At 59.2% G+C, this 16659-nt stretch carries 12 protein-coding genes; 4 read left to right on the forward strand and 8 right to left on the reverse strand.

From position 1 onward, the window contains the following. Positions 1-58 precede the first annotated feature (58 nt). A complete protein-coding gene (locus PMI23_RS09530) occupies positions 59-1240 on the reverse strand; it encodes a CaiB/BaiF CoA transferase family protein (RefSeq protein WP_007917519.1) in 1182 nt (393 codons plus the stop codon). Positions 1241-1386: 146 nt separating this feature from the next. Further along, positions 1387-2721: a dicarboxylate/amino acid:cation symporter gene (locus PMI23_RS09535; RefSeq protein ID WP_007917521.1), complete on the reverse strand. Its 1335-nt coding sequence runs from the start codon at positions 2719-2721 to the stop codon at positions 1387-1389. A 351-nt stretch (positions 2722-3072) separates the two neighbouring features. On the opposite strand from PMI23_RS09535, the gene PMI23_RS09540 reads away from it, so the two are divergent. Beyond that, positions 3073-4071 (forward strand): AraC family transcriptional regulator, encoded by a 999-nt coding sequence (locus PMI23_RS09540; protein WP_007917523.1) that lies wholly within the window; start codon positions 3073-3075, stop codon positions 4069-4071. Positions 4072-4263: 192 nt separating this feature from the next. Here the strand turns inward: PMI23_RS09540 and PMI23_RS09545 are convergent, their stop codons facing one another. The 3 genes from PMI23_RS09545 to PMI23_RS09555 form a co-directional block, all read right to left on the reverse strand. Then, the gene (locus tag PMI23_RS09545; RefSeq protein WP_038367433.1) at positions 4264-5610 is read right to left on the reverse strand and encodes an ATP-binding protein; all 1347 of its coding nucleotides are present in this window, start codon (positions 5608-5610) and stop codon (positions 4264-4266) included. Continuing rightward, positions 5607-6284, reverse strand: coding sequence for a response regulator transcription factor (locus PMI23_RS09550; RefSeq protein WP_007917525.1), 678 nt, complete (start codon positions 6282-6284; stop codon positions 5607-5609). Before PMI23_RS09550 ends, PMI23_RS09545 begins: the two co-directional genes overlap by 4 nt. A gap of 149 nt (positions 6285-6433) precedes the next feature. Beyond that, complete coding sequence (locus PMI23_RS09555; RefSeq protein ID WP_007917526.1) at positions 6434-7036, reverse strand: membrane protein; 603 nt, start codon at positions 7034-7036, stop codon at positions 6434-6436. A gap of 143 nt (positions 7037-7179) precedes the next feature. Here PMI23_RS09555 and PMI23_RS09560 point away from each other — a divergent pair, with 143 nt between their 5' ends. Both PMI23_RS09560 and PMI23_RS09565 read left to right on the forward strand, forming a co-directional pair. Continuing rightward, a complete protein-coding gene (locus tag PMI23_RS09560; protein WP_007917527.1) occupies positions 7180-7971 on the forward strand; it encodes a dienelactone hydrolase family protein in 792 nt (263 codons plus the stop codon). Between the two features lie 150 nt (positions 7972-8121). Continuing rightward, positions 8122-8847 carry a 4'-phosphopantetheinyl transferase family protein gene (locus tag PMI23_RS09565; RefSeq protein WP_007917528.1) on the forward strand — a complete coding sequence of 242 codons (726 nt, stop codon included), beginning with the start codon at positions 8122-8124 and terminating at the stop codon, positions 8845-8847. 140 nt (positions 8848-8987) lie between these two features. Here the strand turns inward: PMI23_RS09565 and PMI23_RS09570 are convergent, their stop codons facing one another. Together PMI23_RS09570 and PMI23_RS09575 are read right to left on the reverse strand one after the other, a co-directional pair. Next, positions 8988-10598, reverse strand: coding sequence for an ATP-binding protein (locus tag PMI23_RS09570; RefSeq protein ID WP_007917529.1), 1611 nt, complete (start codon positions 10596-10598; stop codon positions 8988-8990). After that, positions 10595-11317: a response regulator gene (locus tag PMI23_RS09575; RefSeq protein WP_007917532.1), complete on the reverse strand. Its 723-nt coding sequence runs from the start codon at positions 11315-11317 to the stop codon at positions 10595-10597. Before PMI23_RS09575 ends, PMI23_RS09570 begins: the two co-directional genes overlap by 4 nt. Positions 11318-12195: 878 nt before the next feature. Between PMI23_RS09575 and PMI23_RS09580 the strand changes: the two genes are divergently transcribed. Next, entirely contained in the window at positions 12196-15090 is a 2895-nt protein-coding gene (locus PMI23_RS09580; protein WP_007917534.1) for a ribonucleoside-diphosphate reductase subunit alpha, read from the forward strand. 172 nt (positions 15091-15262) lie between these two features. Here the strand turns inward: PMI23_RS09580 and PMI23_RS09585 are convergent. Next, on the reverse strand, positions 15263-16659 hold a 1397-nt coding region (locus tag PMI23_RS09585), incomplete at its 5' end, for a calcium-binding protein (protein WP_007949779.1).

Genomic DNA, 16659 nt, shown 5'->3' on the forward strand with positions numbered 1-16659 from the left:
TGTGGACACCTCGAAAACTGTGGGAGCTGGCTTGCCAGCGATGAGGCCAGAACAGGCACTAAAGAATGACTTTGGCCCGGCGCAGCTCTTCAATTTTCGAAGGACTCAACCCCAACTCCGCCAACACCTGATCCGTATGCTGCCCCAACACCGCGCCAACATGCCGCGGCGCCGGCAACGCTTGGGAAAACTTCAACGGACAGGCCATCTGCGCCTGCGTCGAACCATCCCCGCGCGGCACCTGCGTCACCAGTTCCCGCGCCTGCAACTGCGGATGGCGCACCGCCTCACCCAGACTCAATACCGGCTCGACACACGCATCGATCCCGGCAAACAGCTCGCACAACTCAGCAAAGTCGTGTTTTTCGAACTCGACCGTCAGCGCGTACTTCAATGCCCGTTGCTGCTCGGGCTTTGAGGACAAGCCCTGCGCCGCCAACTCCGGCCGCCCCAACGCCGTACACAGTTGCTGCATGAACCCCGGTTCCAGACTGCCCACCGACATCCAGCGGCCATCGCGGGAACGGTAATAATCGTAAAAGCTGCCGCCGTTGAGCATCTGGTCTTCCCACGCAGGTTCTTCGCCGCAAGCCAGATAGCCGGCACCGGCCATGGCATTCAGGCTGAACGCGCAATCGGTCATGCTCACATCCAGATGCGTGCCCTGCCCGCTCTGCTGACGCGCAATCACAGCGGCCAACAACCCGATCACTCCGTGTAATGAGCCTCCGGCCACATCCGCCACCTGCATGCCCAGCGGCAACGGCCCGTTGTCGGCGCGGCCGGTGTAACTGGAAAGTCCGGCCAGCGCGAGATAGTTGATGTCATGCCCGGCGCGGTCCTTGTATGGCCCGGTCTGGCCGTAACCGGTAATCGACACGTAAATAAGCTTCGGGTTGATCGCCTTCAGCGCTTCATAGCCCAGGCCCAGACGCTCCATTACACCGGGACGAAACTGCTCGAGGACGATGTCGTAATCGGCCAGCAACTGCTTGATCACTTCCAGCGCTGCGGGCTGCTTCAAATCCAGCGCCAGGCTGCGCTTGTTGCGATTGAGGTAGGCGTGACTGGCCGAGACTCCGCCATCATGCGGCGGCAAAACGCGCAGCAGGTCCATGCGCGTTGGTGATTCGATGCGCAGCACTTCAGCGCCCATGTCCGCCAGCAACAACGAGGCGAACGGCCCCGGCAACAATGTCGAGAAATCGAGGATCTTCAGTGAGGCCAGCGGTGCGGACATGGGCGAACTCCTTGGGCGATGCACTCAGCCTAGGCAGCGATGCCGTGTACGGCAATCACCGGAAATGTCAGCGGGTATGACCGTTACGCTCAAATCGCAGGCAAGAAAAAACCCGCCGAAGCGGGTTTCTTCAATTCAAGCAGTGCTTACTTCACATTGCTTGGGGTTGGGCCTTCAGCCACACCCAGGTCATCTTCTTCACGCTCGTCGGAGATACCGCGACCGCCCGAGGCCAGCTCGGTTTGCAACTGATCGGTATCCAGCTCCTTGACCCACTTGGCAACCACGATGGTGGCTACTGCGTTACCAACCAGGTTGGTCAGTGCGCGGGCTTCGGACATGAAGCGGTCGATACCGAGGATCAGCGCCAGACCGGCCACCGGCAGGTGACCGACCGCCGACAGGGTCGCGGCCAGTACGATGAAGCCCGAGCCGGTCACACCGGCTGCGCCTTTGGAGGACAGCAGCAATACCAGCAGCAGAGTGATCTGGTGGGTGATGTCCATGTGGGTATCAGTCGCCTGAGCGATGAACACGGCCGCCATGGTCAGGTAGATCGAAGTACCGTCGAGGTTGAACGAGTAACCGGTCGGGATCACCAGACCTACTACGGATTTCTTCGCGCCCAGACGCTCCATCTTGATCAGCATGCGTGGCAGTGCCGATTCCGACGAAGACGTGCCCAGTACGATCAACAGTTCTTCACGGATGTAACGCACCAGTTTAAACACGCTGAAACCGTGAGCACGGCAGATCGCACCCAGCACCACCACCACGAACAGGATGCAGGTGATGTAGAAGCAGATCATCAACTGGCCCAGTTGCACCAGCGAGCCGACGCCGTAAGCACCGATGGTGAAGGCCATCGCGCCGAAAGCACCCAGCGGCGCCAGTTTCATGATCATGTTGATGATGTTGAACATGACGTGGGCGAAGCGATCGATCATGTCCAGCAGCGGACGACCGTACGAACCCAAGCGATGCAGGGCGTAGCCGAAGATCACCGAGAACATCAGCACTTGCAGGATGTCACCGGTGGCGAACGCGCCGACGATGGTGTTCGGGATTACATTGAGGAGGAAACCGACAATGCTCTGGTCTTTACTGGCCGTCACATAAGTGGCGATTTTCGAGGCGTCCAGGGTGGTGACGTCGATGTGCATGCCGGCGCCCGGTTGCACAACGTTGACCACGATCAGACCGATCAGCAGGGCAATGGTGGAAACGATTTCGAAGTACAGCAGCGCGTAGCCGCCGGTCTTGCCCACGGATTTCATGTTCTGCATGCCGGCGATGCCGCTGACAACGGTACAGAAGATGATCGGGGCGATGACCATTTTGATCAGTTTGATGAACCCGTCACCCAGCGGCTTGAGGGCCACACCGGTCTGAGGGTAGAAGTGACCAAGCAGGATGCCGATGGCGATGGCAACGATCACCTGGAAATACAGGGATTTGTACAGTGGCTGACGAGTCGTCATTGCAGGTTTCCTCAAGCGTCCCGCGTGGCAACATCCATCTGTTGACCGCGAAACCTTAATTGCGAACCCTCCTGCACTGGAGGGATTTGTTGTTGGAGCAGCATTTTCCATCTGGGCCAAACGCACGCTTCTGTGGCTTGTATCGCAAACCTCGTGCCACTTTGGTGCGATTGCCAGCAAGCCTTTTGATATCAGGGGTAACGGGTCTACGGATGTCACCATCCTGTGACTCAGGCGTGGCGGATTTCCGCCAACTCACCGCTTCTCGTCCTACAATTTGGCGGAAATCCGCCTTGTCGATGCGTCCAGCCCGCCGCTACCATCCGGCGCCTGAAGAAGGATCTGCCGCTTATGCGCGAACGCACCATCGCCAGTCATTTTGCCCGTGCCGCTCTCGGTGGCGCACGCCGCGTGGGTTTCGATTACTCGGGCCTGCTGCTGCAACTGGGCATCAGCCCGGAATTGCTCGACGAACCTCGCGCGCGCATTGCTCCGGAACAATTCACCCGCTTGATTCAGGGCCTGTGGCTGGCGCTGGACGACGAATACCTGGGTTTCGGCAACGCACCAAGCAAACCCGGCAGTTTCGCCATGATGTGCCACGCCTCGATTCACTGCCGCAATCTGGAAAAAGCCCTGCAACGCGGCTTATTGTTTTATAGCCTATTCCCCGAAGCCCCGCGCCTGAGCCTGGCGCGCGAAGACGAATGGGTGCGCCTGAGCCTCGATGATTCGCAGATGTGGGACCCGGATCACTTTCTCACCGAGAGTCTGCTGGTGATCTGGCATCGCCTCGGCAGTTGGCTGATCGGCCAGCGGATTCGCCTCGAACAGGCGAGCTTCAGCTATCCGCGCCCCGAGCATGGGGCCGAATATGACCTGTTGTTCCCCTGCCCGCTAACCTTCGGCACCGAGCAAAGCAGCCTTTTATTCCACAGCCGCTATCTGTCTATGCCGCTGTTGCAGGACGAACGCACGCTCAAACACTTCCTCGAACGCTCCCCCGCCGACCTGCTCTCGCGCCCGGACGACGGTGACAGTCTGAGTAGCCGTTTGCGCCGTTTACTCAGCCGTGACACTGCAAATTGGCCGGATCTGGAAGCGGTCGCGGCGCACTTGCACATCAGCCCGCAGACCTTGCGCCGGCACTTGCGTGAGGAAGGCACGAGTTTTCAGGAGTTGAAGGATCAGTTGCGGCGGGATATCGCCATTTATCATTTGGGGCGGGCGGATCTGTCGTTGCAACAGATTGCCGAGCAGTTGGGGTTTTCCGAACCGTCGGCGTTTCATCGGGCGTTCAAGAAGTGGACGGGGTTGACGCCGGGGGCGTATCGGGCGCAGGAGCAGTGAGACGCCAAATCAAAAGCCCCTCACCCTAACCCTCTCCCGGGGGGGGAGAGGACTGATTGGGGGATGCTCGGTAAATACGCCGACCTGCAAGCTCTCTATTGAATCCATATTCGCTGCAAATCGCTCAGGTCGATAATTTTCCAAAGACACTTCGGTCAGTCCCCTCTCCTTCTGGGAGAGGGCAACTCCCAATCACACCGCCGGAAAATGAATCCTGAACGCCGCCCCACCCATCGGCGAATCCCCCAGCGCGAGTTTGGCGTTGTAGCTTTCGATAATATCCTTGACCACCGCCAACCCGATCCCTTGCCCCGGATGCTGGGCATCCAGGCGTTCACCACGCTCGAGGATCCGCGCACGCTGATCCGGCGGCACACCGGGGCCGTCATCTTCGACGCACAGTTCAATCCCGGCCAGAGTCTCACGCACGCTGATACGCACTTCGCCCAGACACAGGCGATAAGCGTTTTCCAGCAAGTTGCCCATCATCTCCAGCAAGGCACCCTGCTCGATCGGCACATAGCAGTGCTCAGGCAGATCAAAGGCCACGCGCACATGCTTGTCGCGGTACACCTTGTCGAGGGTGTCGCACAGGCTTTTCAGCACCGGTTGCAAGCGCACCTGATGTCGCACCAGTCCGCTTTTGCGCAAACTGGCCCGTTGCAGTTGATAGCTGATCTGCTGGCTCATGCGTTCGATCTGACTCTGCAGCACCCACGCTTGATCGCGTTCTTCGGGACGTTGGGCCATGTCCTCGCTAACCCCTTGCAACACCGCCAACGGCGTTTTCAGGCTGTGCGCCAGATCATCGAGGGAATCGCGATAACGACTGCGCTGCTGGCGCTCGCTGTGCAGCAAACGGTTGAGCGAGCCGGTCAGGCGCAGCAGTTCACGTGGATGTTGTTCGGTGAGGCTTTCACGGGTGCCGCCTTCGATTTCGTCGAGCTCCTGACTGAGCCGGCGCAGCGCTTTGAGGCCCCAGGTCAGGCCGATCCACAACAGCGCCAGCAATACCAGTAATGCCGCGCCGAAGCCTAGATAGAGATTTTCGCGCAGGCCTTCGAGGGTGGTTTCGTACTCGCGCACCGGTTGCAGGGCGACGATGCTGAACGCCGCGCTTTTGCCGCCGAGCAGTTTGACTTCGACGTCATAGACGAAGAATTCCTGGCCATTGCTTTCGCGGATCCGCGCGAACTCATTACCGAGTCCGTCGTAGCGCGGTTTGTAGTTGATCTGCTCTTCCTGAGTCGCCTTCGAGCGCCAGACCAGATGCCCCTCGCGATCGTAGATATAGCCGAGCAAACGGAAATCGGTGAGGTTGAAACGCTCATCCGGCAGTTGCGTCGGCATCACCAACCGACCGTTTTCAATGCGCGCGGCAGAAATCAGCGTAGTGACGTCCGAGGCCAGCCGCTGCTCGATCGAGTCTTGCAGCGCCAGGCTGAACGCGCCTTGCATCGCCGGCAGCAAAGCGAGCATGAACAACACCGCCAACGTCGTGGCGGCGAGCATCAAGCGAACGCGAAGAGAACGAATCAAGTGCAGCGCTCATTGAACAGGTAGCCGAGGCCGCGCACGGTGTCGATCGGCTTGAACCCGGCCGGCCCTTCGAGTTTGCGCCGCAGACGGCCGACCAGCACTTCGATGACATTCGGATCGCGCTCGTCGTCGTCCGGATAGAGCTGCTCCATCAAGCGATCCTTGGGCACCACTTGCTGGTGATGACGCATGAGGTATTCGAGGATGCGGTACTCGTAGGCGGTCAGCGCCAGCGGTTGTTCGTCGAGGCTCGCCTGTTTGCGATTGAGGTCGAGCAGCAGCGGGCCGGCAACGATGGTCGACTGAGTGAACCCGCTGGAACGGCGCAGCAAGGCATTCAAACGCGCGTCGAGTTCTTCGAACTGGAACGGCTTGACCACGTAATCGTCGGCACCGGCGGCGAGGCCTTCGACCTTGTCCTGCCAGTTGCCGCGCGCGGTGAGGATGAGGATCGGGAAGGTCTTGCCGCCCGCGCGCAACTGGCGAATCAGGTCGAGACCGCCCATGCCCGGCAGGCCGAGATCGATCACCGCCAGGTCAAAGTTGAACTGTCCGGTCTGGTACAGCGCCTCCTCGGCATTGGCCACGGACTCGACCACGTGGCCACTTTCCGTCAGGCGGGTTTGCAGGTGATGGCGCAAGAGCGCTTCATCTTCGACGACCAACAGTTTCATAACACTCTCCCGGGCAAATCAGAATCTCCAGTCACACACCTGTGGGAGCGAGCCTGCTCGCGAAGGCGATGGCTCAGTCGACCTCTCATCGACTGAACCGGCGCTTTCGCGAGCAGGCTCGCTCCCACATTGAACCTGCTGGCAACTCCTTAGAAATTGTAGTTGGCCGACAGGTAAGTCTGGGCGCTGCTGGTCAAATCCAGCGAGCCTTGCTTGCTGCCGCCGCTCTCTTTCATTTCAGTGCTGGCGTTGCTGCGCAGGTAACGGTAACCAAGTTCGACCGAGGTGTTCTGCGAGACTTGCTGCAACACACCGAACTGGCCGCCAACCGCATAACCGATGTCACTGTCGCGGCTGTAGCTCGGCGAGTCCTGAGTCAGCTTGGTCAAACCCGCCGTCGCGCCACCGAACAGCTTGGTGCTGCCACCCACCGGGTAGAACAGATCGTAGCTGCCCAGCAGGTTTTCCTGACGCAGTTTAATGCCATTGTGCGAACCGGACACGTTGTCGTAGGTGGCGTAGTAGCGACCCTGGCTGTTTTGCTGACCGAGGCGGACGCCGTAGGTGTTGTTGCCGTCGATGGCGCCAGTGGCGTTCGGGTGGTCGAGGTTGTTGTTCAGCGAGTTGGATTTGTTGATCTTGTCACTGGTCTGGCCGAAGGACAGGCCGGCGAAGTTCGAAGTGGTGTCGGCCTGGGCCGCGATACTGGCGCTCATTACGGTCAATGCCAGCAACAGTTTGTTAAAAGTCATGGGTATTTCCTCTTTCACAGTGCTGTTTGGGTATGGCGCAAGGTTACTGACCTTCCCCTGTACCGCCCCTGAACCGTCTCTGAACCCGACCTGAACCAAATGAACTAGGCTGATTTGACCGTTTATTGTCAGGAGATCCGACCATGCGCCTGTTCCTTGCCCTCATTTTGCTGGCCGTCAGCAGCCTCACTCAGGCAGCGATCAAGACCGAGGAAATCCCCTATCAAAGCGCCGATGGCACAAAGCTGATCGGCTACTACGCCTATGACGACGCCATCAAAGGCAAACGTCCGGGTGTCGTCGTAGTGCACGAATGGTGGGGCCTGAACGATTACGCCAAACGCCGCGCACGCGATCTCGCCGCACTCGGCTACAGCGCGTTGGCGATCGATATGTACGGCGAAGGCAAGAACACCGAACATCCAAAAGACGCGATGGCGTTCATGCAGGCAGCGACTCAGGATGCGGCGGCTTCCAGCAAGCGCTTTGAGGCCGGGCTGAATTTGCTGAAGCAGCAGCCGCAGACCGACGCCAACAAAATCGCCGCTATCGGTTACTGCTTCGGCGGTGGCGTGGTGCTCAACGCCGCGCGGCAAGGTGAACCGTTGGCGGGCGTGGTGAGTTTCCACGGCGCGCTGGCGACCAAAACCCCGGCGACGCCCGGCAGTGTGAAAGCGAAGATTCTGGTCGAGCACGGTGCGCTGGACAGCATGGTCACTGCCGACAATGTCACGGCGTTCAAAGCGGAAATGGACAAGGCCGGTGCTGACTATAAATTTGTCAGCCTTGACGGTGCCAAGCATGGCTTCACCAATCCGGATGCCGATCGCCTCAGCCATGGCGAGCACGGTGGCCCGGACATTGGGTACAACAAGGCAGCGGATGAAAAATCCTGGGCGGACATGAAAGCGTTCTTGCAGAAAATCTTTAGCTGAACAGGAACACCGCGGCGCGGCCTTCGCGAGCAGGCTCGCTGCCACAGGGGATCTTCTGGGCGGCATAGATCCAGTGTGGGAGCGAGCCTGCTCGCGAAAGCCGCACCACCGATCTCGACCTTGCCGCGACTAACCGGCAAAATGCCCGCCATGAATCTCACCCCCGCCCTGCCCGCCTGCTGCACCGCACTCGACAGCCACTGGCCGTTGCCGACGGTATTGGCCGACACCGTGCTGCTCAGCACCCACTTCGATCCGGCCCGACTGCTCGGCGATGACTTTCAGCGCAGTGCCGTGGTAGCACCGCCGAGCATTCAGCGTTCGGTGGCCAAGCGGCAGGCGGAATTCCTCGCCGGGCGTATTTGCGCCCGCGCGGCGTTGCGGCAATTGGAAGGCAGCAGCGTTGTCCCAGCGATTGGTGAAGACCGCGCGCCGATATGGCCGGCACATATCTGCGGCTCGATCACCCACAGCACCGGTCGTGCGGCGGCAATTGTTGCCAACAAACGACACTGGCGCGGGCTGGGAATGGATCTGGAAAATCTGCTGAGTACCGAACGTGCCGAGCGTCTGGCCGGGGAGATTCTGACGCCACCTGAAATGCAGCGCATGACGGCCGCCTCGCGAGATCAGTTGGCGTTGCTGGTGACACTGACGTTTTCGGTGAAAGAAAGTCTGTTCAAGGCGCTGTATCCGATCGTGCAGCAGCGCTTTTACTTCGAGCATGCTGAAGTGCTGGAGTGGACGGAGGCCGGTGAAGTCCGGTTGCGGTTGTTGACGGACTTGTCTGCCGAGTGGCGCAACGGCACTGAACTGGAGGCGCAGTTCGGGGTGCAGGATGGGCAGTTGTTGAGTCTGGTCAGTATCCACGCCTGAAATCTTTAGCGCCTGTCCGGGCCTCATCGCTGGCAAGCCAGCTCCCACGGGTTTCTGAGTGGACCTTAAATCCGTGCTCACCACGGTCACTGTGGGAGCTGGTTTGCCAGCGATGGGGCCAGCACAATCACCGCAAATACCTAGCGGCGCTCCTGATTCCTCGGCCAACTCAGGCTGAAACACGCCCCACCCAGACTCTTGCTCTTGCCAATGATCGCCCGGCCGTCATGCCAGTGAATGATCCGCCGCACAATCGACAAGCCCAGACCATGCCCGCCCGACGCCCGCGTACGGCTGTCGTCCAGACGCAGAAACGGGGTAAAAATCCGCTCCCACGCGACCTCCGGCACACCCGGACCGTCGTCCTCGACGTCGACGCGACAGCGCAATTGCCCGACCTGATAACTCACCGTCACGTTCGAACGGGCGTGGCGCATCGCGTTGCTCACCAGATTCTGCAGCGCCCGGTGCAGATAGCGCGGCTCGGCTTCGACCCAGGCATCATCGTTATCCGCAGCAGACAGGCACAAACCACGCTGCACCGTGACCTCGGCGCGTAACGGCGCCAGTTCCTCGATCACCTGATTGACCAGTGCATCGAGATCGATGCGCTGGAAGGTCAGCGCCGGCGAACCCTGTTCCAGCCGCGCATAGGTAAGCATTTCATCGACCAGCTTATCGAGGTCTTCGATGTCGTGATCCATGCCTTCACGGTACTTTTCCAGCGCTTGCGGCGTGGTTGCCGAACCGATCATCTCCAGGCCGAAACGCAGGCGTGCCACCGGTGTGCGCAATTCATGGGACACCGCGCGCACCAGTTCGCGCTGAATCGCCAGCAGCTGTTGCAAGTGCTCAGCCATGCCATTAAACGCCGACGCCAGACGCCCGACCGAGTCAGCACCGCGCGCTGGCACACGGGTTTCCAGGCTGCCCTTGGCAATCCGCGTGGCCGCGGCTTCGAGGCCACGCAAACGGCGTTCGAGCTGACGCACCAACAAATAAACGATAAGGCCGATCAGGGTCAGGCCGAGTGCAGCAATCAGCACCAGCCATTCCGGCGGATACGGGTTCATCTGATACAGCGGGCCGATCTCCAGCACCCACGGCGTGCCGACCATGCCGGCAAAGACGCGGATCGAATCGCCGCCCTTGCCCAGCGCCATGACGGTGTCGCCTTCGGCCACGCGGCGGCTCTGGTCTTCGTCCATGTCGGCATCATTCACCGTGACCAGGCGCAGATCGAAACCGAAACCCTTTTCTTCCTTTATCTGCGCGAGGCGCTTGGGCTGCTCGCCGACCGGCACGCGCACCAATTCATCGGCCAGCAGGTAAATGGTCGCGCGGGCCAGTTGTTCGCTGATCTGCTGCACTTCCCCCACCAGCACCAGTTGCTCTTTGTCGCTGACCATTCGATAGACTTTCGCCGCGTGCGGCCCGGTCTGCTCGACCAGCGCCTGACCACGCTGTACACGGGTGCGCTGGGACAGATCGAGATCGGTCTCGGCAAACTTCTTCAGCGCCAGCGGAATCCCCAGCAACCGCTCCCACACCAGCAACGCGCGATGGCGCTCGGTTTCGTTCATCGGTTGCAGATTGCCGGCCATCAGCGAGAACGTGCCGTGGGCCAGCCGCTCGCGATATTGCTCGCTGCGCACCTGATTGAGCAGGTTGAGCGCCAGCACGCCGAGCACCGCCACCAGAATGATCGCTGCGCACATGCCGCCGTAGATGCGCAGGAAGATCGAGTTCACAGCGGCAGATCTACGCAGGCTTCAGGCACGAACAGATAACCTTTGCTGCGGATGGTCTTGATCAGGCGCGGATGGTCGGGGTCGTCACCGATTTTCGGGCGAATGCGCGAAATGCGCACATCGATCGAACGGTCCTGACCGTCATAGCCGATGCCGCGCAGTGCGGTGAAAATTTCTTCGCGCGACAGAATGCGCCCGGCGTTGGACACCAGCAGCCAGAGCAGATCGAATTCGGCGCTGGTCAGTTCGATGCCATTGTCGCTCAGCCACGCCTCGCGCAAGGCGTCGTCGACCACCAACGGACCAAATTGCAGACGACGGGATTTCTCGGCGACCGGTTCGGGTGTGTCGCTGCGGCGCAGCAACGCCTGGATTCGCGCCAGCAACAGCCGTGGGCGCACCGGTTTGCACACGTAATCGTCGGCACCGAGGTCAAGCCCCTGGATCTGATCGGCATCGTCGGTGCGCGCAGTGAGCATCAGAATCGGCCCGTCATACTGATTACGCACCTTGCGGCAAATGCTCAGGCCATCTTCGCCGGGCAGCATCAGGTCGAGGATCACCAGATCCGGCTGCTCCTTGATGATCCGCGCCGCCGCCAACGCACCGTTACCTTCGATGTCCACGCGCAGTCCATTGGCTTGCAGGTAGTCGCGCGTCAGTTCGGCCAATCGCTGGTCATCCTCGACGATCAATACCTGAAAGGCTTGTTGCTCCACCGGTGACCTCTACTTTCTATTGTTATTGATAAAAGGAAGGCGATTGCCCGGACACACAATCCCCTGCAGGAGCTGTCGAGTGAAACGAGGCTGCGATCTTTTGATCTTGCTTTTCAAGATCAGGATCAAAAGATCGCAGCCTTCGGCAGCTCCTACAGGGGTACGCGATATTCAGCGTGATCCTCCCGTCCTTTTGTCATGTTTCTGGAGGATAACAATGCCTGCGCATGAGCCGATTGTATAAACGGCGTACAGCCAGAACACAAGTCGGTAAATGCGTTCGGACAAGGCGGTTTTTTGTGATAGGGTTCGCGCCCTTAAAAATCCGCTGAAGCGTTTTTCCCGGTGAAAAAACAGTGACAGACGGTCTAGCTCAGCAGGTTCGCGGCCTACACGCATTTTCGAAGTTTCTTACACAATTTACGCACAGGCTTATCCACAGGTAGTACGTTGCAATCCCCCCCTGAAACGCATTATCTTGTAGCCCGAGCGCAAAAAAACCCTACATGTAGGGTTTGACGCTAAAAAACCAAACACAAACCCGGCAGTGAATTCAAGGCTTTTTATTGCCATTGTCTGGTTGAACCAAACGTATTTTCGAAAGCCCAAACCGCGCCTGCGGATGGCTACCGTTTTTGCGCCGATCACGGTGTTTACGGTACGGGTGTTGCAGTGGCGAAACTGCTCCCCGAAAGGAATGCGGTGATACGCGTATCGCGTGAACCGAAGACTTCGGCATGGAAGCGGCGCTCACAAGGCCCTCTTCCTGAACTGTCCCGAAGTCGTTATGCCCGGCGCGTGCCGGTTGTAGTGCTTCAGGACGGAACGGTGGGCACCGTGATGGTGCCCAAACAAACATAGAGAACGTGGAGACACCCATGCAAACCGACACAACTCGCGAGAACCCGCAGGGCACCTTGCCGCAGGCCGCCGATTCGAATTCGGATCTGGCAGCCACCGCGCCTGGTCAACTGCGCGTGATCAAGCGCAATGGCACTGTCGTTCCTTACACCGATGACAAGATCACCGTCGCTATCACCAAAGCGTTCCTCGCAGTTGAAGGCGGCACCGCTGCCGCTTCGTCGCGAATCCACGACACTGTTGCGCGCCTGACCGAACAGGTCACTGCAACCTTCAAGCGTCGCATGCCATCGGGCGGCACCATCCACATCGAAGAAATCCAGGACCAGGTCGAACTGGCCCTGATGCGTGCCGGCGAGCAGAAAGTCGCTCGCGACTACGTGATCTACCGTGACGGTCGTTCGAAAGAGCGCGCTGCCCACGCACCGGCCGAAGAAGCGGTCAACGCTCACCCGTCGATCCGCATCACCCGTGCCGACGGTAGCCTGGCGCCGCTGGACATGGGTCGTCTGAACACCATCGTCACCGAAGCCTGCGAAGGTCTGGAAGAAGTCGACGGCGACCTGATCCAGCGCGAAACCCTGAAAAACCTCTACGACGGCGTGGCCCTGACCGACGTCAACACCGCGCTGGTGATGACCGCCCGTACCCTGGTCGAGCGTGAGCCGAACTACTCGTTCGTCACCGCCCGCCTGCTGATGGACACCCTGCGTGCCGAAGGCCTGGGCTTCCTCGGTGTGGCCGAAAGCGCCACTCACCACGAAATGGTCGACCTGTACGCCAAGGCGCTGCCGGCTTACATCGCCAAAGGTATCGAGTTCGAACTGCTGAACCCTGTGCTGGCCTCCTTCGACCTGGAAAAACTGGGCAAGGCGATCAACCACGAGCGTGATCAGCAATTCACCTACCTGGGTCTGCAAACCCTGTACGACCGTTACTTCATCCACAAGGATGGCGTGCGTTTCGAACTGCCGCAGATCTTCTTCATGCGCGTGGCCATGGGCCTGGCGATCGAAGAGAAGCAGAAAGAAGACCGTGCGATCGAGTTCTACAACCTGCTGTCGTCCTTCGACTACATGTCGTCGACCCCGACCCTGTTCAACGCCGGTACCCTGCGTCCACAGCTGTCGAGCTGCTACCTGACCACCGTGCCGGATGACCTGTCGGGCATCTACCACGCGATCCACGACAACGCCATGTTGTCGAAATTCGCTGGCGGCCTGGGCAACGACTGGACGCCGGTGCGTGCACTGGGTTCGTACATCAAGGGCACCAACGGCAAGTCGCAAGGCGTGGTTCCGTTCCTGAAAGTGGTGAACGACACCGCTGTGGCCGTTAACCAGGGTGGCAAGCGCAAAGGCGCTGTGTGTGCCTACCTGGAAACCTGGCACATGGACATCGAAGAGTTCATCGAGCTGCGCAAGAACACCGGTGATGATCGTCGTCGTACCCACGACATGAATACCGCCAACTGGATCCCTGACCTGTTCATGAAGCGTGTCTTCGATGACGGCAAGTGGACCCTGTTCTCGCCATCCGAAGTGCCGGACCTGCACGACCTGACCGGTAAAGCCTTCGAAGAGCGCTACGAGTACTACGAAGCGCTGACCGAATACCCAGGCAAGGTCAAACTGTTCAAGACCATCCAGGCCAAAGACCTGTGGCGCAAAATGCTCTCCATGCTGTTTGAAACCGGCCACCCATGGCTGACTTTCAAAGACCCGTGCAACCTGCGTAGCCCGCAGCAGCACGTCGGCGTGGTTCACAGCTCGAACCTGTGCACCGAGATCACCTTGAACACCAACAAGGACGAGATCGCCGTTTGCAACCTGGGCTCGATCAACCTGCCGAACCACATCGTCAACGGCAAGCTGGACACCGCCAAGCTGGAACGCACCGTGAACACCGCCGTGCGCATGCTCGATAACGTTATCGACATCAACTACTACTCGGTGCCACAAGCGAAGAACTCCAACTTCAAGCACCGTCCGGTCGGTCTGGGCATCATGGGCTTCCAGGACGCTTTGTACCTGCAGCACATTCCTTACGGTTCCGACGCTGCCGTCGAGTTCGCCGACAAGTCGATGGAAGCGGTCAGCTACTACGCGATCCAGGCTTCCTGCGACCTGGCTGACGAGCGCGGCGCATACGAGACGTTCCAGGGTTCGCTGTGGTCCAAAGGCATCCTGCCACTGGATTCGCAACAGATCCTGATCGAAGCCCGTGGCCAGAAGTACATCGATGTCGACCTGAACGAAACCCTCGACTGGGCACCGGTTCGCGCCCGTGTACAGAAAGGCATTCGTAACTCGAACATCATGGCCATCGCACCGACCGCGACCATTGCCAACATCACTGGCGTATCGCAGTCGATCGAACCGACCTACCAGAACCTGTATGTGAAATCGAACCTGTCGGGCGAATTCACCGTGATCAACCCGTACCTGGTTCGCGACCTCAAGGCTCGCGGCCTGTGGGACTCGGTCATGATCAACGACCTGAAGTACTACGACGGTTCGGTTCAGCAGATCGAGCGCATCCCGCAAGAACTCAAAGACCTCTACGCGACCGCGTTCGAAGTGGACACCAAGTGGATCGTTGACGCCGCCAGCCGTCGTCAGAAGTGGATCGACCAGGCCCAGTCGCTGAACCTGTACATCGCCGGCGCATCGGGCAAGAAGCTCGACGTGACCTATCGCATGGCCTGGTACCGTGGTCTGAAAACCACTTACTACCTCCGTGCCCTGGCCGCGACCAGCACCGAGAAGTCGACCATCAACACCGGCAAGCTGAACGCTGTTTCCAGCGGCGGCAACCACGGTGACGATTCGGTTCTGGCAGCACCTGCCGGTCCTGCTCCAGTGCCAAAGGCTTGTGCGATTGACGAGCCGGATTGCGAAGCTTGCCAATAAGCTGAGCTGAGTCAGGCGTTGCGAGACGCCTGATACTCTCCGGGCAAAAGAAACCCCCGACAGACTTCTGGTTTGCCGGGGGTTTTCTTTTGTCTGGAGTAAAAATCGAAGTAAAAAAAACGGCGAAACCTGAATGCAGGCTTCGCCGTTTTTATTCGTACAACGGCTTTTGTCAGACCGCGAATGACTCGGTCATTGCCTGCCCTACGACAGGAATGGTGAAGGATTGACCGTTGTTGGTGTAGAACGTTTCGATGGTATTCCCGCCCTTGTACCAGTCCTTCAGGAACACACCGGAATCCAGGTTGCCGCTTTGCAGATCGGCGGCATTGAAGATGTAGGCGCCAAGGTCGTTCTGGACAATCCGCACATCACTGACACTCTGAATGTTCTTGAGGGTGACAGTGTCGATCCCGGATGTGCCTGTGTCCTGGATGCCTACCATGGTTTTCGAGAACACAATATAGGCGTCACCGCCCTCTCCGCCCAAGGCATCACCCGATCCGCGCAAGTTCAACGTATCAACACCTGCACCACCCTGGAGTTCATAGCCGTAACCGGTACCCGTCAAGGTATCGTTACCGTCACCACCATAGGCAATTCCCGCCGACACGGTGATGTTATCGTTGCCAGATTCGCCATAAAGAATGCTGCCGGCATCGTCATCGGCACTGCGCATGGTGTCATTGCCGTTACCACCGTAAAGCGTATCGGCCTGGACGCCGCTAATAGTCAGTGGTCCGAATGCACCGGTATCAGTGGCGGTGCCGCCATAGATAAAGTCATCCCCCTCACCACCATAGATGAGGTCGTTACCCGCCCCGCCCTCAAGCTTATTCGAGTAGGCGTTGCCAGTCAGCATGTCATTGAATGCCGATCCCATCAGGTTATCGATGTTAATCAGCACGTCACCTTGAGCGTCGCCACCTGCGGCAGTGCCCTCCAGCAAGTTGATCTGAACGCTGCCAGTACTGGTTAAGTACCAAGCGCCATCACCTCGACCAACCCCCGTCAGCAGATCGGCGCCAGCGCCACCGACAAAATTCTCCGCCGCAGCGGCACTGCCCGTAAAGCTGTCGGCCTGTGTCGTACCTTGGAATACTTCGATCGACGTATAGATGTCGCCAGCGGCCGCGCCAGTCAAAACAGGTGCGCCCAGATCCAGGGTGACACCGACAGCTTCGTCGGCAAAGCTCACCATATCCATACCGAAACCACCGTCGAATCGGTTGATGCCCGCATCCCCGACAAACGCATCACTGAAGTCAGACCCCAGGATCGCTTCGATACTGCTGTAAACATCGCCGGCGGCAATTCCGGTGTGTATCCCGGTTTTGGTATTGAGGGTCACGCCCTTGTCGGCATCGCCATAACTGACCGTATCAAAACCCTCTCCACCGTTGAGTTGGTCTGCCCCTGCGCCTCCGAACAGCGTGTCATTGCCGGCACCGCCGGTAATGACGTTGTCCGAGGCATTGCCACGAGCAATGAAGTTGCCGGTACCGGTAAAGGTCAGACGCTCGACTTCACTGGCCAGGGTGATGGTGTTCAGTGTGGTGCGCACTTCAT

Source organism: Pseudomonas sp. GM24, from assembly GCF_000282235.1.
Taxonomy (GTDB): domain Bacteria; phylum Pseudomonadota; class Gammaproteobacteria; order Pseudomonadales; family Pseudomonadaceae; genus Aquipseudomonas.

Coding starts and splice junctions, on each gene's coding strand:
- PMI23_RS09535 (WP_007917521.1), bottom strand. CDS start 2,721: ATGACGACTCGTCAGCCACTGTACAAATCCCTGTATTTCCAGGTGATC.
- PMI23_RS09550 (WP_007917525.1), bottom strand. CDS start 6,284: ATGAAACTGTTGGTCGTCGAAGATGAAGCGCTCTTGCGCCATCACCTG.
- PMI23_RS09530 (WP_007917519.1), bottom strand. CDS start 1,240: ATGTCCGCACCGCTGGCCTCACTGAAGATCCTCGATTTCTCGACATTG.
- PMI23_RS09540 (WP_007917523.1), top strand. CDS start 3,073: ATGCGCGAACGCACCATCGCCAGTCATTTTGCCCGTGCCGCTCTCGGT.
- PMI23_RS09555 (WP_007917526.1), bottom strand. CDS start 7,036: ATGACTTTTAACAAACTGTTGCTGGCATTGACCGTAATGAGCGCCAGT.
- PMI23_RS09565 (WP_007917528.1), top strand. CDS start 8,122: ATGAATCTCACCCCCGCCCTGCCCGCCTGCTGCACCGCACTCGACAGC.
- PMI23_RS09580 (WP_007917534.1), top strand. CDS start 12,196: ATGCAAACCGACACAACTCGCGAGAACCCGCAGGGCACCTTGCCGCAG.
- PMI23_RS09560 (WP_007917527.1), top strand. CDS start 7,180: ATGCGCCTGTTCCTTGCCCTCATTTTGCTGGCCGTCAGCAGCCTCACT.